Source organism: Flaviaestuariibacter flavus (assembly GCF_004337505.1).
Taxonomy (GTDB): domain Bacteria; phylum Bacteroidota; class Bacteroidia; order Chitinophagales; family Chitinophagaceae; genus Flavisolibacter; species Flavisolibacter flavus.
In genome coordinates, this window is record NZ_SJZI01000006.1 from 1 (window position 1) to 19679 (window position 19679).

The following is a 19679-nucleotide window of genomic DNA, read 5'->3' on the forward strand; positions in this document are numbered from 1 at the left end:
GCGAGCACCGAGCGCCAGAAAGCCGCTCCCTCGTTTTCTCCAAAGTAAATGCCGATCACTTCCTTTTGCCCTTCCGTGGAAACGGCCAGTATGGAATAGATGGCCCGGGTCTTCACCACGCCGTCCTGTCGGACTTTGAAGTGGATGGCATCGAGCCACACCACCGGGTAAACGCTCTCCAGTACCCGGTTCTGCCACTCCTTGATCGCCGGGATGATCCGGTCGGTAATGGCCGTCAGCGTGCCATCCGAGATGTCGAAGTCATAAATCTCCTTCAGGTGCTTCTGAATGTCTGAATAAGACAGGCCCATGCCATACAGGCTCAGGATCTTCTGGTCCATATCCTCGGAGATGACCCGCTGACGCTTGGCCACTGTCTGTGGCTCGAAGGAGGCGTCGCGGTCGCGGGGAGAAAAAATATCAAAGCCGCCCAACGAGCTTTGTATATTTTTTTGTGTGTGGCCGTTGCGCCGGTTGCCGCCCGGCCTTTTCTTCTCCTTAAGGTGCTCGTCCATCTCACCTTCTAAAGAAGCTTCAATAACGCGCTTTAAAAGCGGCGTAAAAACACCTTCCGCTCCAACTAAAGGCTTGCCGGAGCGAAGCTGCTCACCAGCCTCCTTTACAAAAGCATCAAAATCAAATGATTTCTTTTCCATCGTATATCAATTTAATCAGTTTTAAATTGACACACTTTATTGAGCATACTCAAAAAAGGTCCCGTTTGCGGGACCAATTCAATTGTATTCCTTAGCGAAACGCTTATTCAACTTCTTTTCTTAGCGGTGAAAAACGCTTCTTCACCTTATACAACCTTCTTAACCGACAACCGGATGGAGTTTCCCGCCAGCACGATGTCGCTCAGGCCCATCACCAGCGCACCCAGCGACGGCGTAAGCCCGCCGAAAGCTGCTACCGGGATGGCTACAATGTTGTAGGCGAAGGCCCAGAACAGGTTGCCGCGGATGGTACGCCAGGTATGCTTGCCGAGGCCCATGGCGAGGGGCAGCTTGTGCAGGCCGCTGTTCATCAGCACCACCTGCGCGCTTTGCACCGCCAGCTGCGTGGCCTCGCTCATCGACACCCCGATGGTGGCCTTTGCCAGTGCAGGCGCGTCGTTGACGCCGTCGCCCACCATTACCGTAGGCCGTTCCTTGCTCAACGCGGCTACGATATCGAGTTTTTGTTCCGGTGTTTTTTCAGCGATCACTTCATCGATGCCCAGGATGCCTGCTACCGAGGTGGCTTTAGCCTCCCGGTCGCCGCTGAGGAGCACCGTACGGATGCCTTGTTCCTTGAACCATTCCACCACGCTTTTTGCTTCGGGACGCAGTTCGTCGGCCAGGTCGATAGTGCCCACAAGCGCACCGTTGCGGAGCACGTAAACATTATGGGTATCGTCCTGCGTGACGGCGCGGGCCGTTTCATAAGAGCCGGCCATGTATTCATTTCCTTCGCGGTCGGTAGCCACCATGCCGCGGCCTTTTACTTCGTCGATCTTCTTCCAGCGGGTCTCGCCGCCCGTTTTCCATTCGGCGGCAATGCTTTTGGCCAGCGGGTGGGCAGAGTGCTTTTCGATTGAATAAACAAGGCGCTTGAATTCCGTTTCGTCCAGCGTAGTGCTGAAGCCCGAAACCCGGAAGCGGCCCGTGGTGAGGGTACCCGTCTTGTCGAACACCACCTGGCGGATGTCTTTGAAAAGCTCCAGGCTTTTGGCATTGCGGAACAGCACGCCGTTGCGGGCGGCGCGGCCAAGGCCTACGGCGATGGCCGCCGGCGTGGCCAGTCCCATGGCGCAGGGGCAGGCGATCACCAGCACGGCGATGGCCCGCATGAGGGCCGGGGTGAAGTCTTTCAGCCAGACCCAGTTGCCGACAAAAGTGATCAGCGCGATGGCCAGCACCGCCGGCACGAAGATGGCCGAGATGCGGTCGGCAAGCTGCTGCATCGGGGGTTTCTCGCCCTGCGCGCTTTTCACCAGCTGCAGGATGCGGGCCAGCGTGGTGTCGTTGCCGACGGCGGTAACGACGGCTTTGGCGGTTCCCGCAGCCAGCACCGAGCCGCCGATGAGCGCATCTTTTTTGCCTTTGGCAACGGGCAGGCTTTCGCCGGTGAGGATGGCCTCATTCACTTCCACATCGCCCCAGAGGATCTTGCAGTCGGCAGGAACCTGCTCGCCGGTGTTCACCAGCACGAGGTCGCCCACCTTGAGTTCGGTATTCTCGATCGGGAAAATATGTTCCTGGTGCTGGTCGTCGAAGGCGATCATATTGGCCATCACCTTTTGTGATTTTACCAGGTCTTTGAGCGCGCGCTGCGTGCTTTGCACCGACACGTGCTCGAGGTGCTCGCCAAAGAAAACGAGGGTGATGATGGTAGCGGCCGTTTCAAAGAAAAGCGTATCGCCGCGGCCCAGCAGCAGGCCGGTGACGCTGTAGATAAAGGCCGAGCCGGCGCCGATGGCGATAAGCACATTCATATTGGGCACACCGTTGCGCAGGCTTTTGACGGCCGAGCGCCCGAAATAATTCATCCCGACAAAAAAGGGCGGAAGGGTGAGCGCAAGCTGCAGCCAGGGATTCATGAGCGCACTGAAGAAGGCGTTGTGGTGCAGCGCCGGCCACAGCAGCACCAGCATATGTGCGTTGAGCAGTATGGCAAAAGGGAGGCAGAAAAGAAAGCGGCGGTAGTGGGTGTCGAGCAGGGGCTTGCGGGCGGCGGCTTCCGTAGAATTACTGTCGGAGACGGCATAGCCGAGGGTCTGCACCCCTTTTGCAAGCGTGCCGGGACTCGCTTCACCCTTCATTTCAAAAGAGACGTCACCGTTGATGACGCTCACGGCAATATTCTGCGCGCCCTCTTTTTCGAGGTACTTCTGCACCGTCAGCGCGCAGTTGGCGCAGGTCATCCCTTCTACTTTCCATTGTACCTTTTCCATGACGTCGTCCATTCAGCTGCAAAGGTACCCCGGGTACAGTTGGGCCGAAAAGTGCACCGGGCGCTTTCTTTTCAACTCCGTTGCAAACGCGTGTTAAATTTGCGCATGATCCTGGAGTACCGCCTGGAAGAACTGGGGCAATTGGCGCAACGATTCTGGCGCGATGCGGGCAATGCGCGCGTATTTGCGGTGTACGGGCCCATGGGCGCCGGCAAAACCACCACCATCGCTGCCCTCTGCGGCGCCCGCGGCGTGCGGGCCGCCGTTTCGAGCCCCACCTTCTCCATCATCAACGAATACGTATACGAAGAGGGCGGGCAGCGGCACCCGCTGTATCATATGGACCTGTACCGCCTCCGCGACCTCGAAGAGATCATCGCCGCCGGCGTGGAAGACTGCCTGAACAGCGGCGCGATCTGCTTCGTGGAATGGCCCGAAAAGGCACCCGAACTGCTGGAAGGTGCGATGGAGCTGCACATTGAAGTTGTGGACGACCAGACAAGGCGGATGCGGATCGGGAACTAAAATTCCTAAACGGTTTTAAAAGGTGTTAGAAGGTCGGTAGCAAATAAGTCGGTAGGTCCCTGTTACCAATTAACCAATAGACCAATTAACCAATTACCCCGCCTTCCTACCGTCAAATCGTCGTAATTTGCCCCTATTTCCCGACTGATCTTGCGCGTATGATCCACAACAAGCCGATTGTCAGCCCTTCGTTCAGCTATGAAACCCTCGAGGAAACGCTCGACATCAAGCCCAAAGGCGCCCACCTCAACATCGGTATCCCCAAAGAGATCGCTTTCCAGGAAAACCGCATCGCCCTGACGCCCGACGCCGTGGGGGTGCTGGTGAGCAACGGCCACAGCGTTACCATCGAGCACAACGCCGGTGAGGGCGCGCACTACTCCGACCGCGACTACAGCGAGGCCGGCGCCCGCATCGTTTATGAACGCCAGGAGGTGTACAAGTGCCCGATCCTGGTGAAAAGCGCGCCGGTGATCGAAGAGGAACTGCCCCTGCTACAGCTGAACCAGCTCATCATTTCGCCGCTGCACCTGAGCCTGCTCAAGGCCGAGCTGCTGCAGAAGATGATGGAGAAGCGCATCACGGCCATCTCCTTCGAAAACCTCAAAGACGACTCCGACTCTTACCCCATCGTGCGCAGCATGAGCGAGATCGCCGGTTCGGCGGTGATGCTCATCGCGGCCCGCTACCTGGGCTCGTCCGACAAGGGCAAAGGCGTGCTGCTGGGCGGGATCTCGGGCATCGCGCCCACCAAGGTGATCATCATCGGCGCGGGCATCGTGGGCGAATACGCCGCCCGCACCGCCATCGCGCTCGGCGCATCGGTAAAGGTGTTCGACAACAGCGTGTACCGCCTCAAGCGCCTGCAGAACAATATCGGCCACCGCCTCTGGACCTCCGTGCTGGAGCCGCGGATGCTGGCCAAGCAGCTCAAGACCTGCGAGGTTGCCGTCGGCGCCCTCTCCAGCGAGGCCGGCCGCACCCCCGTGGTGGTCACCGAAGAGATGGTGAGCAATATGCGCACCGGCTCGGTCATCATCGACGTCAGTATCGACCGCGGCGGCTGCTTCGAAACCTCCGAGATCACCACGCACGAATCGCCGATATATACCAAGTACGGCATCATCCACTACTGCGTGCCCAATATCCCGTCCGGCTTTGCGCGGACCGCCTCACAGGCCATCTCCAACGTGCTGATGCCCCTCCTGCTAGAAGCGGGCGAGGACGGGGGCTTCGAGCGGATGGTGTGGCACAACGTGCACCTGCGCACCGGCATCTACCTGTTCAAAGGCGCCTTAACGAATTTTTATCTCAGCGAGCGCTTTCACCTAAAGTTTACTGACCTAAACTTGCTTATCGCCAGCCAGAGATAAATCTCTGATCTCGGATTTGGTTTGGAGAAAATCGTAAATTCAAGCCCTGACGGGTTTGGTCCGGCAACCAACCCCAGAACCTCAGAACCCCAGAACCTTAAAACCCTCCTCCTCCCATGAGTATCTTCAAAGGCGGCAACCCCGCCCTCAACGAAAAGACCTTCGACAACGCCACCTTCAGCAATGAGCTGGAAGGCCTCAACTCCGAGCGGATGACCGTGCGCGGCGCGGCCGGCAAGTTCGGCGCCATGATGATCATGCTGCTGCTCGCCGCCGCATTCGGCTGGCTGCGTATCGCCCAAAGCCCCGACGCCACGATCTGGATGTTCGGCTCGATGATCGTGGGTACCATCCTCGCCTTCGTCATCATCTTCAAAAAGGAGTGGGCGCCCCAGCTCGCTCTTGGCTACGCACTTTGCGAGGGTATCTTCCTCGGCACCGTGTCGGCCATCGTCAATACGCTTTTCGAAGCCAAATATCCCGGTATCGCCGGCCAGGCCGTACTGCTTACCCTGGGCGTGGCCGTGGCCATGTTCGGACTGTACTACTTCCGCATCCTCAAAGCAACGCCCATCTTCACCAAGGTGGTGCTGATCGCCACGATGGGCATCGCCATCTTCTACCTGATCGACCTTGTGCTGCACTGGACCGGCAACGGCGTCCCCTTCCTGCACGACTCCTCGCCGCTCAGCATCGGCATCTCGCTCTTCATCGTAGGCATTGCGGCCCTCAACTTCGTGCTCGATTTCGCCATGATCGAGCGCGGCGCCGAGGCGGGTGCTCCTAAGCAATTCGAGTGGTACGGCGCATTTGCCCTCACCGTCACTATCGTGTGGCTTTACCTCGAGATGCTCAAGCTCCTTATGAAGCTCGCCAACCGCAAGTAATTACCGTCTTGATTCGATAGAACCCCTCGCTGGAGGGGTTTTTTTATGCCCCCGCGTGGCGCCGTCGCCAGCCGCAGCTGCCGGTTCGGGGACCCTTGTTGCCTGCCCCTGGCCCATCGCGCGACTTTCTTTTCGGATGCGCAGGTTCATCTCAATAACCGGCTTCCCGGAAAAAAGCATTCCGGAGGAATGCGCGTTTCCCGGCAGCACGGCGGCGTTTCCACCCGATCAGGACGGAGGAACCTGCAAAAGGGGCCATGCCTGTGCAAGAGAAACAAAAACAGGGCGTGGTTTTGGTCGCTGAAAGGCGACCGGTGCTTCGTGCGGCGGCAGCTCCGCCTTAAGCGCCGCAACTGTCATTGAATTGTTAAGGAATTAAACAAATGTTTGATTGAATTAAACACTTGTTTAATTTTGTTCCGTCAATCGCATTTATGGCATTTAATGAAAAGCAACTCCAGATCATCCGCACCGCCGAGGGGCTCTTCGCGCAGAAGGGCTACGACGGCACCTCGGTGCGCGATATCGCGGAAGCCGCCGGGGTCAACATTGCGATGATTTCCTATTATTTCGGTTCCAAGGAAGGGCTCATCGAGGCACTTTTTGAGGAGCGCACCGCCGACATTTCCCTGCAGGTGGATTCGCTCCAGCGCGACGAAACCCTGGCCCCCTGGCAAAAGGTGGAAACCCTGATCGATAGTTATGTAGAGCGGATCGCCAACAAGGTGCAGTTTCACAAGATCATGCTCTACGAGCAGATGCTGGAGAAGAATACCTTCCTCACCCAGCTCCTCAACGAGCTCCGCCAGCGCAACGCCGAAAAGATCCGCGCCCTGCTCCGCGAAGGACAGGAGCGCGGCGACTTCCGCAAGGATATCGACGTTTCCCTCCTCATGAACACCCTGTTCGGCACCGTTTCCACCTGCTATTTCAACAAGGAATATTACCGCACCGTCTCCGGCCTCGAAGGCCTCGACGAGGTTGCTTACGGCGTTGAGTTCCGCCGGCGCATCCGCAACCATATCCAGAAAATTTTCAAAGCCCTTTTACAGAATGAAGAACAGTAGCATTACAGCACGGACATTTCCCCTGGTTGCCGCCCTGCTCCTGGCCGGTGCCGCCTCGGCGCAGCGCCCGCTGCCCGTGAGCGAGGCCGTGACGCTGAGCCTGCGCAACAACAAATCCCTCCAGGGCAGCGCCGCCCGCATTGCCGGTGCGCAGGCCGCAGTGCGCGAAGCGCAGGACCGCCGCCTTCCCGACGCTTCGGTGTCCGGCTCCTACATGCGCCTCAACAAGCCCAACGTAAGTCTCAAAAGCCAGCAGGGCAACGGCGGCAACGCCGCTTCGCCCAACAGCGCCGCCTATGGCATGGCCAACGTATCGCTGCCCCTCTATGCCGGTGGCCGCATCCGCTACGGCATCGAATCGTCGCAGCTGCTCGAAAAGGCGGCCCGGCTTGATGCGGATGCCGACCGCGAGTCGGTGGTGGCCAATACGCTTGATGCCTACAACAACCTTTTCAAGGCACGCGCGGCGGTGCGCCTCGTTTCCGAAAACCTCACGACGGCCCGGGAGCGTGTGCGCGAGCTGTCGAACCAGGAGCGCAACGGCCTGCTGGCCCGCAACGACCTGCTCAAGGCCCAACTGGCCCAGAGCAACATTGAGTTAGCGCTGGTGGACGCACAAAACAACCTGGAGCTCGCCAACGTGAATATGAACCTGATGCTCGGCCTCCCCGACACGACGCAGCTGCTGCCCGATTCGGCCGCGCTGCCCGCGCCGGCCACGCTGGAGCCCGTGACCACCTTCGTGGACCAGGCCCTGAAGCAGCGCGCCGACCTGGAAGCACTCGGCCTCCGCCGCGACGCAGCTGCCACCGGTGTGAAAGCCGTACGAGCGGAGCGCCTGCCGAGCCTGGCGCTGACGGGTGGATACGTGGCCCTCACGGTTCCCGGTGTACTGACGGTGACCAATGCGGTTAACATCGGTCTTGGAGTTAAATACGACATCGGCACGCTGTGGAAGAACAAGGCCCGCGTGCAGGCCGCGCAGGCCCGCGAGCAGGAAGCCACTGCCGGCATCGCGCAGCTTTCTGAAGGCATCCGTCTCCAGGTGCACCAGCGCTACCTGGCCTATCTCACCGCCCGCAAGAAGATCGACGTATATGCTACGGCCATCGAGCAGGCAGAGGAGAACGATCGCGTGATCCGCAACAAGTTCCGCAACGGCCTCGCCACCACCACCGAGCTGCTCGACGCCGACGCCGCGCTGCTGCAGGCCCGCCTCAACCGCGCCTTTGCCGAGAACGACGCCAACCTGGCTTATTACCGCCTCCGCGAAGCGGCCGGCACCCTCGCCGGCGAAGGCGGGGCCTTTAACGGAAAATAATTTCGACACACAACCAACGCAACGAATAAAGACATGGCACAACAAGTAACCGAAACCCGTACAACTACGGAAGAGCAACCCAAAAAGAAAAGCCGCGTGTTCCTCATCGTGCTGCTCCTGCTGGTAGCAGCCGGTGCCGCCTTCGGCATCAGCAAGTACACACATGCGCAGCATCACGAGGAGACCGATAACGCGCACATCGAGGCCAATATCAGTCCCGTCATCCCGCGCATCGGCGGCTATATCGCCGACATCCGCGTGCGAGACAACCAGCACGTAAAGAAGGGCGACACCCTGGTGGTGCTCGACGACCGCGACCTGCGCCTCAAGGTGCAGCAGGCCGAGGCCGCACTGGCCAATGCCCGCGCCCAGGTAGGTGTGGCTGAAGCCAGCACCCGCGCGGCCCGCGCCCAGGTGAGCTCTGCCCGCTCGTCGGTGGAAACCATCGACGCGCAGATCGAAACCGCCCGCGTCGGGGTATGGCGCGCGCAGAAGGACTTTGAGCGCTATGAGAACCTCGTTAAGGATCATTCCGTTACCCAGCAGCAATACGAGCAGGCCTTAGCCGCGAAGCAAACCGCCGAGCGCCAGCTGCGCGTGCTGCAGGAGCAGCGCCAGCAGGCCACCTCGCAAACGCAGGCCGTAGGCGCGCAGAGCGGTGCCACCGGCGCCCAGGTGCCCGTGGCCGCAACCGTGATCCAGCAGCGCGAAGCCGACCTCGCCACAGCCCGCCTCAACCTTTCGTATGCCGTCATCACGGCGCCCGAAAACGGCCTCGTATCGCGCGTGGGCATCCAGCCCGGCCAGTTTGTGCAGCCCGGTCAGCAGCTGTTTGCCGTGGTGCTCAACGACCAGATCTGGGTGGTCGGCAACTTCAAGGAGACGCAGCTCGACAAGATGAAAGTGGGACAGAAAGTGATCGTGCATGTAGATGCCTACTCAGGTCATCCGCTCGAAGCTAAAATAACATCGTTCTCGCCCGGCACGGGGTCGTCTTTCGCCCTGCTGCCGCCCGACAACGCTTCCGGCAACTTCGTGAAGGTGGTGCAGCGCGTGCCCGTGCGTATCGAGTTCACCAACACCAAAGACCCGGTGGTGCAGCAGCTGCGCGCCGGTATGAATGCGGAGCTGGACGTGCACCTTGACTAAGGAATATCGAATAACGAATATCGAATAACGAATATCGGCGCCAGGAGGTAAAGACGCACCCCGTGCATCTCTTTCGCAGATATATCCACGACAGAATATGGTACAAGAATCTTTAGTTGAATACGGGGCGCGGCGCGTGATCGTGACCATTACGGCCATCGTGTGCGCCCTGCTGGAGATTGTGGACAGCACCATTGTGAACGTGGCGCTGACCCAGATGCAGGGAAGCCTGGGCGCTACCCTCAGCGAGGTGAGCTGGGTGATCACGGCTTATGCCATTGGCAACGTAATCATCGTACCGATGACCAGCTGGCTCTCGCAGCAGTTCGGGCGCCGCAACTATTTCGCCGCCTCCATCATTCTCTTCACCATCTGCTCCTGGCTCTGCGGGCAGTCCAGCGGCATCTGGGAGCTGGTGCTCTTTCGCTTCCTCCAGGGCATCGGCGGCGGCGCGCTGCTGGTGACGTCGCAGACCATCATCACCGAAAGCTACCCACCCGAGAAGCGGGGGATGGCGCAGGCCATCTACGGCCTGGGTGTGATCATCGGCCCCACGCTCGGCCCGCCGCTGGGTGGCTATATCGTTACCAACTTCAGCTGGCCGCTCATCTTCTACATCAACATCCCGCTCGGTGTGATCGCCACGCTGCTGACGCTCCAGTTTGTACGCAGCCCAAAATACGGCGGCGGCGAAAAGAGCAAGGCCAAGGACGTGGACTGGATCGGCATCGCCCTGCTGGCGGTGTCGGTGGGCTCACTGCAATACGTGCTGGAGAAGGGCCAGGAGGAAGACTGGTTCAGCGACCTCACCATCATCATCCTTACAGTGACGGCGGTGTTCGGTTTCTTCTTCTTCATCTGGCGGGAGCTCACCTTCCGCAACCCGATCGTAGAATTACGGGTGCTGAAGAACGGCAACCTCCGCATCGGCACTATCATGTCGTTTATCCTCGGCTTTGGTCTGTACGGCTCCACCTTCCTGATCCCGCTGTACCTGCAGTCGATACTTGGATGGACGGCAGAGCAGGCGGGGATGCTTATGATACCGGCCGCGCTGACAACCGCTTTCATGATGCCCATCATCGGGCAGATGCTCCAGCGCGGTGTGAAGCAGCAGTACCTCGTGGCGTTCGGGATGTTCATCTTTTTCCTGTATAGCTTTTGGGCATACAAGATCCTGACGCCCGACACCGGCAAGGAGAACTTCACCTGGATGCTGATCTTCCGCGGCCTCGGTATGGGTATGCTCTTCATTCCCATTACAACCCTTTCCTTGTCTACCCTCAAAGGCCGTCAGATCGGCCAGGGTGCGGCGTTTACCGGCATGATGCGTCAGCTGGGCGGCTCCTTCGGTATCGCGTTGATCACAACCTACCTGTCGCGACAGATACAGGTGCACAAGGCCAACCTGGTTACTTACCTCAACCCGAGCGACCCAGACATGATGGCCCGCGTCAATGGCCTGAAGGCTAAGTTCATGGCTACTGGCCACCCGCCCGACCAGGCCCTTCAGATGGCTTACAAGGCACTGGAGGGAACGGTGATGAAGCAGGCGTCGGTGCTTTCGTATATGGATTCGTTCCTGGCGCTTGGCTTCATGTTCCTCATCTGTATTCCCTTCGTGCTGTTTGTACGGGCGAAGAAGCAGGAAGGAAAGATCGACCTGTCAGCTGCGCACTAAAGAATGTGCTGATGGGGTAATACTTAATAGCTACCAACAATAAAAACGCCGCTTCAAGGAAGCGGCGTTTTTCGTTTCCCCGGAAAGCCTTCCCGCATTATTCATAGCAAACTTGCAACGCCGGCGCAATTGCAACCGTCCTGTAAATAGAATAGCGTTTTCGTCAGCACGACGAAGACCTTGAAAAATGCCATCTATGAAGAAAGTCTACCTGCTTGCCTGTTTTTTCCTGCTGGCGACTGCCGGCTTTGCGCAGCCGAAATTCAAGATTGATAAGAACACCGGCCTGGTGACCGTTGCGGGCAAGCCCGCCTTCCGCTACGAGCGTGACGGGTGCGGCCTTGGCGACGGCATGTGCGGCTATGATGTCTATGATACCTCTGGCACCCGCGTGCTTCGCATCCTGATGAAAACGCAGCAGTCGCGCCGCCTCATCACGCACGAGAATCCCAAGGGTGAAGTGAGCTATTTCCAGTTCCTCTTTGTGCAGTCGAAACAATCGGCCGATGTAGCCAGTGTGGCAGGCTGGGAGCGGAGCATGGTGTCCTTTATCCTGCAGCATAAGTTATTCCGGAACGGCTTGCTCGACGCGGAGCGGGCGGAAGAGTTCATACTCCTTTATGGAACGCCTTATTCCAGCCTGCTGCCTTATTGACGGCGCGCTGCAGGCTTGAAATCGGGCACCGAAAGCACGGTGCCGCAGAAGTCGTATTCATTCGGGTCGTTGGAGCAAACGATCAGGAGCCGGCCCGCCGTTTCTTCCGCCACAAGGTTTTTGTACAACCGTACGCCGGTCGCATCCAGGTTGGAGGTCGGCTCGTCGAGCAGCAGGGCGGGCGTATCGGAAAAGAAGGCCTGTGCCAGCTTCACCCGTTGCTTCATGCCGGATGAGTAGTAGCGCACCTGCTTGTGCGCGGCCGCGCCAAGGCCTACTCGTTCCAGTACAGAGGCCGTGCTGTGCCCTTTGCGCAGGGGCTTGAACTTCTGGTGAAAGTCGAGAAACTCGGTGGCGGTAAACTCCTCGATGACGTCGAGGTAAGGCGCGGCCAGCGCAATGTAGCGATAGCTGTTTTCGGGAGGAACGGCTTTTTCGCCGATATAATGAAACACCTTCCCTTCGCTAGGGTGGAGCAGCCCGCCGATCACACCCAGCATGGTGGATTTGCCCGAGCCGTTGGGCCCGGTGAGTGCATAGGCGTTGCCGGAATGAAAACTAAGCTCCGTTTTACGAAAGATCCAGTCGTGGTTGTAGCGCCTTCCGGCGCCCGCCAGCTCAATCCTCATCGCCGCCCTTTGCATAGCGCTTGATGATGCCGGCTTTGGAGTTTTCGATGAAGGAAAGAATACCCTTGCGGATCTCCGTGTCGGGGAAGTTGGACTTGATCAGCTCGATGGAGCGGCTCACCGGGTGCTTCTCTACAAACAGCACGTGGTAGATGGCCGATATCTCGTCGATGGCTTCTTTGGAATACCCGGCGCGGCCGAGGCCCACCGAGTTGACACCCACAAAGGAGAGGGGATCGCGGGCTGCCTTTACGTAGGGCGGAATGTCTTTCCGGATAAGGAGCTGCGCGCCCACGTAGGTGTGTGCGCCGATATGAATGAACTGGTGCACGCCGCAATGGCCGCCGATGCGGGCATAGTCGTCAATCAGCACATGGCCGGCGAGCTGCACGGCGTTGGCGAGGATTACGTGGTTGCCCACCAGGCAGTCGTGCGCTACGTGCACATAGGCCATCAGCAGGCAGTCGGAGCCTACCTTGGTGGTCCACTTGTCCTTGGTGCCGCGGTGGATGGTGACGCATTCGCGGATGGTGGTGCGGTCGCCGATCTCGGCAGTTGTATTCTCGCCTACGAACTTGAGGTCCTGGGGCACGGCGCTGATGACGGCGCCGGGGAAGATGACGCAATCCTTGCCGATGCGCGCGCCGTCGAAGACGGTCACGTGCGGCATGATATGGGTGCCGTCGCCGATCTCCACGTCCTCGTAAACGACAGAGAAGGCCTCAATCGTGACATTGCTGCCGATCTTCGCGTTGGGATGCACTTGCGCTAGAGGACTAATCATTGTTCTTCGGTCTTTTTACGATCTGGGCTACGAGGTCGGCTTCGACTGCGATCTTGTTGTTGACAAAAATAGTTCCTTTCATTTCACAAAGGCCACGGCGGATCGGGTTCGACAGTTCCATCTTCAGGATCAGCGTATCACCGGGAACAACCTTTTGCTTGAACTTGCAGTTGTCGATCTTGATGAAATAGGTATCGTACTTGTCGTCGGTATCTTTCGGGATGGCCAGGATGCCGCCGCACTGCGCGAGGGCTTCCACCATCAGCACGCCCGGCATCACGTAGTTGCCGGGGAAGTGTCCCTGGAAGAAAGGCTCGTTGTAGGTGACGCTTTTGATGCCCACCACCTGCTTCTCCGTGAGCTCGATGATCTTGTCGACCATCAGCATCGGGTAGCGGTGGGGGAGGATCTTTTCGATGGCCACCACGTCGAAGAGCGGCGGCTGCTCGATATCGTATACCGGCACTTCGGCTTTGATGCGGTTCTTTTTCAGGTGCTCCTTGATCTTCTTGGCGAAGGCCACGTTGGTGGCGTGCCCGGGCTTGTTGGCGATGACATGCGCCTTGAAGGGCATGCCCACCAGGGCGAGGTCGCCCACCACGTCGAGCAGCTTATGCCGCGCCGGCTCGTTGTCGAAGCGGAGCTGCTCATTATTAAGGTAGCCGCGGCCTTCGGGGATGGCGATGTCATCGAAGTATTTCGACAGCTTCTGCACCTGGGCCTCGGTCACCGGCTTGTCTACCACCACGATGGCGTTGTCTTTATTGCCGCCCTTGATCAGGTTGTTGTCAAAAAGGTATTCCAGCTCGTGGAAAAAGCAGAAGGTGCGGCAGCCCGCGATCTGCTCGTTGAAATCGGTGATGTCTTTCAGCGAGGCATGCTGGGTGCCCAGCACGACCGAGTTGAAGTCGATGAGCGTATTGAGGCGGTAGCCATCATAGGGCATGGCCACCATTTCCACTTTCTTGTCTTCGTCTACCAGCACGATGTTGTGCTGCAGGGTATACCAGGTTTTCTGGGCGCCCTGCTGCTGGCGGCCGGTGCGCACGATGGCCTCCACGAAGGGGGCGGAGGAGCCGTCGAGGATGGGCACCTCGGCGCCGTCGATCTCGATGCAGACGTTGTCGATACCGTTGGCGAAAAGCGCGGCCATAAGGTGCTCGATGGTGCTGACGCGGGCCTCGCCGGAGCCGATGGTGGTGCTGCGGGTGGTCTCGATCACGTTGTCCACATCGGCCTTGACGGTCGGCTTCCCGGGCAGGTCTACGCGCTGAAACACGATGCCGGTGTGTGCGTCGGCGGGCTTCAGGCGCATGGTCACGGTTTCGCCGGAGTGGATACCTACCCCGCTGATGGTAACCTCGGACGCCAATGTATGCTGATATTCAGGAGCTTTATTCTCGGAAAGCATGCGGCGAAAGTATGAAAAAAGGGACCAACCCATAACAGTTTACACTTCGTTGACAAGGCGGCTGCGCCACTGCCCTTAATTTTGCACCGGTTATGTTTACAAGCACCGCCACCGCCATTCCCGGCCTGCCCGCCACCGACGACGGCTCCCTCATCCGGGAGACCGAGCAGCTCGTGCCCGGTTCGGTGCACTACAACATCCGGCGCTTTGTGCGGCCCGAAGGCTGGGCCCGCGAGGATACCGGCGCGCTGCACTACGAAATGAACCCGAAAGGCAGCACCGAAAAAGGATCGCTGCAGCTCTTTTTCTGCCTCACCGGCAATACTTACTGTACCCGGAAGGGTAAGGACTGCGACCGCTGCGCCCTTCACCCCGAAGGGCCCTGCCCCGAGCGGACGGAGAGCCTCGACCTGCTCCAGTTCAGCTTTACCCCCTCGTTCCTGGCGCAGTTTGCCCGCACCGAAGGGCACCACATCACCGAGTCGGTGCTTTCCTTCCGCCACAGCAGCACCTTTACCCGGACGGTTCCGCTCTGCAACAAGACACGCGCCGTGCTGGAGGCCCTGCTCAACCACAACTATTCCGGCTCTCTTGCCAATATTTTCGTCAACGCACAGGTGCAACTGCTCCTGCTGCAGAGTCTTAACTGCCTCCTGGGCGAAAAGGAGCCCGAGGTATTCGAATGCCGCTTCCTGGCCAATACCGACGACCGCGAAAAGATCCTCCGCGCCCGCGACGTGCTGCTGGAGCATATCGGCGAGCCCATTACCATCAAAGAACTCAGCCGCAAGGTGGCCATCAATGAATGCTACCTGAAAAAGGGCTTCAAAGAGCTTTTCGGCACCACCATTTTTGAATTCTACCAGGGCCAGCGGATGGAGCACGCCAAATACCTGCTCTACGAAAAGGGTCTTTCCGTTACGGAGGTGTCCGTGCTGCTGGGCTATTCGTCCATTTCCCACTTTTCTACCGCCTTTAAGAAGCATACGGGGCTGAAGCCTTGCGAACTATTGCTACGGTAACGGGTTCTAAGGTTCTGGGGTTTTGAGGTTCTGGGGTTGGTTCAACCAAACAGCAACCTGTTTATCGGCAATCCAGTCCATATTTTTTTCCCGGTAAAACCGATCTGTAGTATATTGCAACGCTGCTGCATTTTGTGGCAATAACCTTAGAACCTCAAAACCTTAGAACCCCAGAACCTTTCCCCCGTGTTTACGGTCGTTGCCGGCACCATATTACTTGCGTTTGTTCACGCCCTGATCCCCAATCACTGGCTGCCGCTGGTGGCGGTGGCGCGCGCCGAGGGCTGGAAGCGTCGCGAGGTGACAGGCATTACCATCCTCGCGGCGATGGCCCATGTGCTGGGCACGGTCGGGCTGGGTTTTGTGCTCGGGCTTATTGGCAAGGAGCTGCAGGAGGAGTACGGGCGGGTTATCTATGTGGTCGCTTCCGTGCTGCTGATCGTTTTCGGACTTATATATTATACGGTCAACCTGCCGCACCATCACCACCATTCCGAAAAAGATGTGGCGGGCTACAAGCGCAGCCGCGGCAAGTGGATCCTGATCTTTATCGTGATGATGTTCCTGTCGCCCTGCCTGGAGGTGGAGAGCCTTTTCCTGTCGGCGGGTGCCTACGGCATGGGTTTCGTCACTTTCCTGTCCCTGCTCTACGCAGTGGTAAGCGTTAGCGGCATCCTGTTATTGGTTACGCTCGGACACCGCGGGGTGAAGCTGCTCAGCGCGCATTTCATCGAGCACAATGAAAAAAGGATCAGCGGAATTGTGCTGATCCTGGTGGGGATACTTACATTCTTTTTGCATTGAGTTGTTGATGACAAAAGGACCGCTTCGCGGTCCTTTTGTGCAAACGCATGCGCGCAATTTCGCCCACGCTACAAAATCTCTTTCAGGCTCTCTTCCGTCGCTTTAATCGTCGCATCCAGGTCTTCCTGCGTGAGCGCATTGCTCAGGAACCAGGTTTCGTAGGCCGACGGCGGCAGGTACACGCCGCGGCGCAGCATGGCGTGGAAGAATTTGTTGAACAGCGCATTGTTGGCCGATGCCGCCGAAGCGAAGTCCGTTACCGGGTGATCGCTGAAATGAACCGAGATCATGGAGCCGAGCTGGTTGATGACGAAAGGCGTGCCGGAGGCTTCGAGCACACGCTGCAGCCCGGCTTTCAGGTAGGCGCACTTCTCTTCGAGCTCCGTATAAATACCGGGATTGTTCTTCAGCTCCTGCAGCAGCGTATAGCCGGCGATCATGGCCAGCGGGTTACCGCTGAGGGTGCCGGCCTGATATACCGATCCGAGCGGCGCGATCTGCTTCATGATCTCCAGCCGGCCGCCAAAGGCGCCCACCGGCATGCCGGCACCGATCACTTTGCCGTAGGTCACCAGGTCGGCGTCGATCTTCAGGCGTTCCTGCGCGCCACCGGGGGCGAGGCGGAAGCCGGTCATCACTTCGTCGAAGATAAGTACCGCGCCTTCATCCGTACAAATACGGCGCAGGCCTTCGAGAAAACCTTCCTTTGGGAGAATGCAACCCATATTGCCGGCCACCGGCTCGATGATGATCGCGGCGATCTCGCCTTTATTTTCGGCAAAGAGTTGCTGCACCGCATCGAGGTCGTTATAGGCGCAGGTAAGCGTGTCGTTGGATACGCCGCCGGTAACGCCGGGCACGGTCTGGATATTAAAGGTGGCCACACCCGAGCCGGCCTTCACCAGGAAGGGGTCGGCGTGCCCGTGGTAGCAACCTTCGAACTTGATGAATTTGTTGCGGCCCGTATAGCCACGCGCAAGGCGCAGGGCGCTCATGCAGGCTTCCGTCCCGGAACTCACCATACGCACGAGGTCGACGTTGGGCACCAGGCTCTTCACGAGCTCGGCCATCTCTACTTCCAGCTCCGTCGGCGCGCCGAAAGAGGTGGAGTCGGCCGCTTTTTTCTGAATGGCTTCCACCACCGGTGTGTAGGCATGCCCGAGAATCATCGGTCCCCAGGAGTTGATATAATCGATATACTTATTGCCGTCGGCATCGAAGAGATATGCGCCCCGGGCATTCTTCAGGAAAATGGGATTGCCGCCCACGCTTTTAAACGCACGCACGGGTGAGTTGACACCGCCGGGAATAGAGTTTTGCGCGCGGGAGAAGAGTTGTTCGCTTTTGGAAATAGTCATAAAGTGTGCTGGTTTGCTAGTGGGTTAGTGGTTTTGTAGTTTATTGCCTGGTCTGTATTATTAGCACACCAGCAGACTACCTCACTAGCACACTTAACTGATTAATTTAGCTGCTTCTTTCGCAAAATACGTTGCAATCAGGTCGCCGCCGGCGCGCTTGATGGAGGTGAGCGTTTCGAGGATGGCTTTTTCTTCGTTGATCCAGCCCATTTTCGCGGCGGCCTTGATCATGGCGTATTCGCCGGATATATTATACACGCTTACCGGCACGTCCACGGCGTTCTTCACGTCGCGCACGATGTCGAGGTAGGGGAGGCCGGGCTTTACCATCACAATGTCGGCGCCTTCTTCCACATCCATGAGGGCTTCCTTCACTGCCTCGGTGCGGTTGGCCGGATCCATCTGGTAGGTTTTTTTGTCGCCGAAGCCGGGAGCGCTGTCGAGCGCATCGCGGAAGGGGCCATAGAAGCAGGATGCATACTTGGCGCTGTAAGCCATGATGCCGGTCTTCGAATAGCCGTTGTGCTCGAGGCCCTCGCGGATGGCGCCGATGCGGCCGTCCATCATATCGGAAGGAGCTACCATATCGGCGCCGGCTTCGGCATGCGAGATGCTCATCTGCACGAGTGCTTCCACCGTCGGGTCGTTCACGATCTCACCGTTCTCCACGATGCCGTCGTGACCGAAAGACGAATAGGGATCAAGGGCAACGTCGGTCATTACGTACATCTCCGGCACGGCCTGCTTGATGGCGCGGATGCTGCGCTGCATGAGGCCTTCGGGATTCCAGGCTTCAGCACCGGTATTGTCCTTGAGCTCGTCCTTGCATTTGATGAACAGCAGCACGCTGCGGATTCCGAGCTTCCAGAGCTCTTCCACCTCGCGCACGGTGCCGTCGAGCGAGCGGCGGTAATAGTTGGGCATGGATGCGATCTCGGTCACCACGCCTTCGCCTTCATCGATAAAGAGCGGGGCGATCAGATCGGAGGGACGGAGCCGCGTTTCGGCCACCATCGCGCGGATGGCGGGTGTGGCGCGGAGGATTCGGGGACGACGCTGTAGATACATAAAGATGTTATGATGTATGATGGCTGATGGCTGATTTGTTTGTCGATTCATCGATCTCCCGATCGAAATCAAGGTCGCCGCAAAGGTATTCACATGCCATTAGATGCCGTTTTTACCGGGCGCTCCCGGATGTTAAAATAAATCAGACATCGGAGATCGAAAGATTTCTTCAGCAGCTGTTGCTGCGCCGCGCCCACTCGGCTTTATCTTCTTCCGTGGGTGCAAGCCATTCTCTCGGATGCAGGCAAGCCTGGAGCAGCTCGTCTTCTTTTGAGCCGGGCGCGGGCTGGTAGTTGTATTCGAAGCGCACCGTGGGCGGGAGGCTCATGAGAATACTCTCGATGCGGCCATTGGTCTTAAGGCCGAAGATGGTGCCGCGGTCGTGCACGAGGTTGAACTCCACGTAGCGCCCCCGCCGGATCTCCTGCCAGTGCTTTTGCTCCTGCGTGAAAGGATCGTTCTTGTGCTTTTCCACGATGGGAACATAAGCCGGCAGGAAGGCGTCGCCGCAGGCCTGCCCGAAACGGATCCAGAAATCCAGGTCATGGTTTGCATCGGGACGCTGGTGATCGTAGAAGATGCCGCCGATGCCGCGGCGCTCGTTGCCGCGGTGCGTGTTCACGAAGTAATCGTCGCACACCTTTTTGAAGGTGGGATAAAAGGCCGGGTCAAAGCGGTCGCACACCTCTTTGTAGGTGCCGTGAAAATGCCGGGCGTCCTCGTCGAACAAATAGTAAGGAGTGAGGTCGGTGCCGCCGCCAAACCAGCGGTCGGTTACGGCCCCCCTGCCCCCCGAAGGGGGGGACTGAGAACTTCCATCTTTACTATAGAGCTCGAACATTCTGTAGTTGCAGTGTACCGTCGGAACCATCGGGTTGAATGGGTGCAGTACCAGGCTAAGACCACAGGCAAACCACAGATCGCCTTCAATCTTCAGCTGCTTGCGCATGATGTCGCTCACCTCGCCGAAGACGACGGAAGTATTTACACCGCCCTTTTCAAACACGCCG

Annotated in this window: 17 protein-coding genes and 1 pseudogene; 10 read left to right on the forward strand and 8 right to left on the reverse strand. The window is 58.4% G+C overall.

Annotated elements, in window-relative coordinates:
* Positions 1 to 656 (reverse strand): IS256 family transposase (locus tag EPD60_RS04065; protein WP_207896541.1); only part of this gene is annotated, 656 nt, incomplete at its 3' end.
* A 146-nt stretch (positions 657 to 802) separates the two neighbouring features.
* Complete coding sequence (locus EPD60_RS04070) at positions 803 to 2935, reverse strand: heavy metal translocating P-type ATPase (protein WP_131447124.1); 2133 nt, start codon at positions 2933 to 2935, stop codon at positions 803 to 805.
* A 105-nt stretch (positions 2936 to 3040) separates the two neighbouring features.
* On the opposite strand from EPD60_RS04070, the gene tsaE reads away from it, so the two are divergent.
* The 8 genes and pseudogenes from tsaE (at position 3041) to EPD60_RS04110 (ending at position 11593) form a co-directional block, all read left to right on the forward strand.
* Positions 3041 to 3460, forward strand: coding sequence for a tRNA (adenosine(37)-N6)-threonylcarbamoyltransferase complex ATPase subunit type 1 TsaE (gene tsaE, locus EPD60_RS04075; RefSeq protein ID WP_131447126.1), 420 nt, complete (start codon positions 3041 to 3043; stop codon positions 3458 to 3460).
* 158 nt (positions 3461 to 3618) lie between these two features.
* Positions 3619 to 4833 carry an alanine dehydrogenase gene (locus tag EPD60_RS04080; protein ID WP_131447128.1) on the forward strand — a complete coding sequence of 405 codons (1215 nt, stop codon included), beginning with the start codon at positions 3619 to 3621 and terminating at the stop codon, positions 4831 to 4833.
* Between the two features lie 116 nt (positions 4834 to 4949).
* Entirely contained in the window at positions 4950 to 5720 is a 771-nt protein-coding gene (locus EPD60_RS04085; RefSeq protein WP_131447130.1) for a Bax inhibitor-1/YccA family protein, read from the forward strand.
* A 434-nt stretch (positions 5721 to 6154) separates the two neighbouring features.
* A complete protein-coding gene (locus EPD60_RS04090; RefSeq protein WP_131447132.1) occupies positions 6155 to 6787 on the forward strand; it encodes a TetR/AcrR family transcriptional regulator in 633 nt (210 codons plus the stop codon).
* Between the two features lie 154 nt (positions 6788 to 6941).
* Positions 6942 to 8108: pseudogene (locus EPD60_RS04095) on the forward strand (TolC family protein); the annotation flags it as partial.
* 33 nt (positions 8109 to 8141) lie between these two features.
* Entirely contained in the window at positions 8142 to 9257 is a 1116-nt protein-coding gene (locus EPD60_RS04100; RefSeq protein WP_131447136.1) for an HlyD family secretion protein, read from the forward strand.
* A 97-nt stretch (positions 9258 to 9354) separates the two neighbouring features.
* Positions 9355 to 10938, forward strand: coding sequence for a DHA2 family efflux MFS transporter permease subunit (locus EPD60_RS04105; RefSeq protein ID WP_131447138.1), 1584 nt, complete (start codon positions 9355 to 9357; stop codon positions 10936 to 10938).
* A 196-nt stretch (positions 10939 to 11134) separates the two neighbouring features.
* A complete protein-coding gene (locus EPD60_RS04110; protein ID WP_131447140.1) occupies positions 11135 to 11593 on the forward strand; it encodes a hypothetical protein in 459 nt (152 codons plus the stop codon).
* Here EPD60_RS04110 and EPD60_RS04115 read toward each other — a convergent pair.
* The 3 genes from EPD60_RS04115 to EPD60_RS04125 are packed head-to-tail and all read right to left on the reverse strand — an operon-like array spanning position 11587 to position 14417.
* Positions 11587 to 12222 (reverse strand): ABC transporter ATP-binding protein, encoded by a 636-nt coding sequence (locus tag EPD60_RS04115; RefSeq protein WP_131447142.1) that lies wholly within the window; start codon positions 12220 to 12222, stop codon positions 11587 to 11589. The genes EPD60_RS04110 and EPD60_RS04115 overlap by 7 nt on opposite strands.
* Positions 12212 to 13006, reverse strand: coding sequence for an acyl-ACP--UDP-N-acetylglucosamine O-acyltransferase (gene lpxA, locus EPD60_RS04120; protein ID WP_131447144.1), 795 nt, complete (start codon positions 13004 to 13006; stop codon positions 12212 to 12214). The genes EPD60_RS04115 and lpxA overlap by 11 nt, the downstream gene beginning before the upstream one ends.
* Positions 12999 to 14417, reverse strand: a complete 1419-nt coding sequence (locus tag EPD60_RS04125) for a bifunctional UDP-3-O-[3-hydroxymyristoyl] N-acetylglucosamine deacetylase/3-hydroxyacyl-ACP dehydratase (RefSeq protein ID WP_131447146.1) — start codon at positions 14415 to 14417, stop codon at positions 12999 to 13001. The genes lpxA and EPD60_RS04125 overlap by 8 nt, the downstream gene beginning before the upstream one ends.
* Positions 14418 to 14509: 92 nt before the next feature.
* Between EPD60_RS04125 and EPD60_RS04130 the strand changes: the two genes are divergently transcribed.
* Both EPD60_RS04130 and EPD60_RS04135 read left to right on the forward strand, forming a co-directional pair.
* Entirely contained in the window at positions 14510 to 15439 is a 930-nt protein-coding gene (locus EPD60_RS04130; RefSeq protein ID WP_131447148.1) for a helix-turn-helix domain-containing protein, read from the forward strand.
* Between the two features lie 186 nt (positions 15440 to 15625).
* On the forward strand, positions 15626 to 16243 hold the full coding sequence (locus EPD60_RS04135; RefSeq protein ID WP_131447150.1) for a hypothetical protein: 618 nt from the start codon (positions 15626 to 15628) through the stop codon (positions 16241 to 16243).
* A gap of 68 nt (positions 16244 to 16311) precedes the next feature.
* On the opposite strand, the gene hemL is transcribed toward EPD60_RS04135, so the two are convergent.
* The 3 genes from hemL to hemF all read right to left on the reverse strand — a co-directional run.
* On the reverse strand, positions 16312 to 17601 hold the full coding sequence (gene hemL, locus EPD60_RS04140) for a glutamate-1-semialdehyde 2,1-aminomutase (RefSeq protein WP_131447152.1): 1290 nt from the start codon (positions 17599 to 17601) through the stop codon (positions 16312 to 16314).
* A gap of 93 nt (positions 17602 to 17694) precedes the next feature.
* On the reverse strand, positions 17695 to 18669 hold the full coding sequence (hemB, locus tag EPD60_RS04145; protein WP_131447154.1) for a porphobilinogen synthase: 975 nt from the start codon (positions 18667 to 18669) through the stop codon (positions 17695 to 17697).
* A 169-nt stretch (positions 18670 to 18838) separates the two neighbouring features.
* On the reverse strand, positions 18839 to 19679 hold an 841-nt coding region (gene hemF, locus EPD60_RS04150; RefSeq protein WP_131447156.1), incomplete at its 5' end, for an oxygen-dependent coproporphyrinogen oxidase.

Coding starts and splice junctions, on each gene's coding strand:
- EPD60_RS04125 (WP_131447146.1), bottom strand. CDS start 14,417: ATGCTTTCCGAGAATAAAGCTCCTGAATATCAGCATACATTGGCGTCC.
- EPD60_RS04085 (WP_131447130.1), top strand. CDS start 4,950: ATGAGTATCTTCAAAGGCGGCAACCCCGCCCTCAACGAAAAGACCTTC.
- EPD60_RS04100 (WP_131447136.1), top strand. CDS start 8,142: ATGGCACAACAAGTAACCGAAACCCGTACAACTACGGAAGAGCAACCC.
- hemL (WP_131447152.1), bottom strand. CDS start 17,601: ATGACTATTTCCAAAAGCGAACAACTCTTCTCCCGCGCGCAAAACTCT.
- EPD60_RS04070 (WP_131447124.1), bottom strand. CDS start 2,935: ATGGAAAAGGTACAATGGAAAGTAGAAGGGATGACCTGCGCCAACTGC.
- EPD60_RS04080 (WP_131447128.1), top strand. CDS start 3,619: ATGATCCACAACAAGCCGATTGTCAGCCCTTCGTTCAGCTATGAAACC.
- EPD60_RS04130 (WP_131447148.1), top strand. CDS start 14,510: ATGTTTACAAGCACCGCCACCGCCATTCCCGGCCTGCCCGCCACCGAC.
- EPD60_RS04115 (WP_131447142.1), bottom strand. CDS start 12,222: ATGAGGATTGAGCTGGCGGGCGCCGGAAGGCGCTACAACCACGACTGG.
- lpxA (WP_131447144.1), bottom strand. CDS start 13,006: ATGATTAGTCCTCTAGCGCAAGTGCATCCCAACGCGAAGATCGGCAGC.
- EPD60_RS04105 (WP_131447138.1), top strand. CDS start 9,355: ATGGTACAAGAATCTTTAGTTGAATACGGGGCGCGGCGCGTGATCGTG.
- tsaE (WP_131447126.1), top strand. CDS start 3,041: ATGATCCTGGAGTACCGCCTGGAAGAACTGGGGCAATTGGCGCAACGA.
- EPD60_RS04090 (WP_131447132.1), top strand. CDS start 6,155: ATGGCATTTAATGAAAAGCAACTCCAGATCATCCGCACCGCCGAGGGG.
- hemB (WP_131447154.1), bottom strand. CDS start 18,669: ATGTATCTACAGCGTCGTCCCCGAATCCTCCGCGCCACACCCGCCATC.
- EPD60_RS04110 (WP_131447140.1), top strand. CDS start 11,135: ATGAAGAAAGTCTACCTGCTTGCCTGTTTTTTCCTGCTGGCGACTGCC.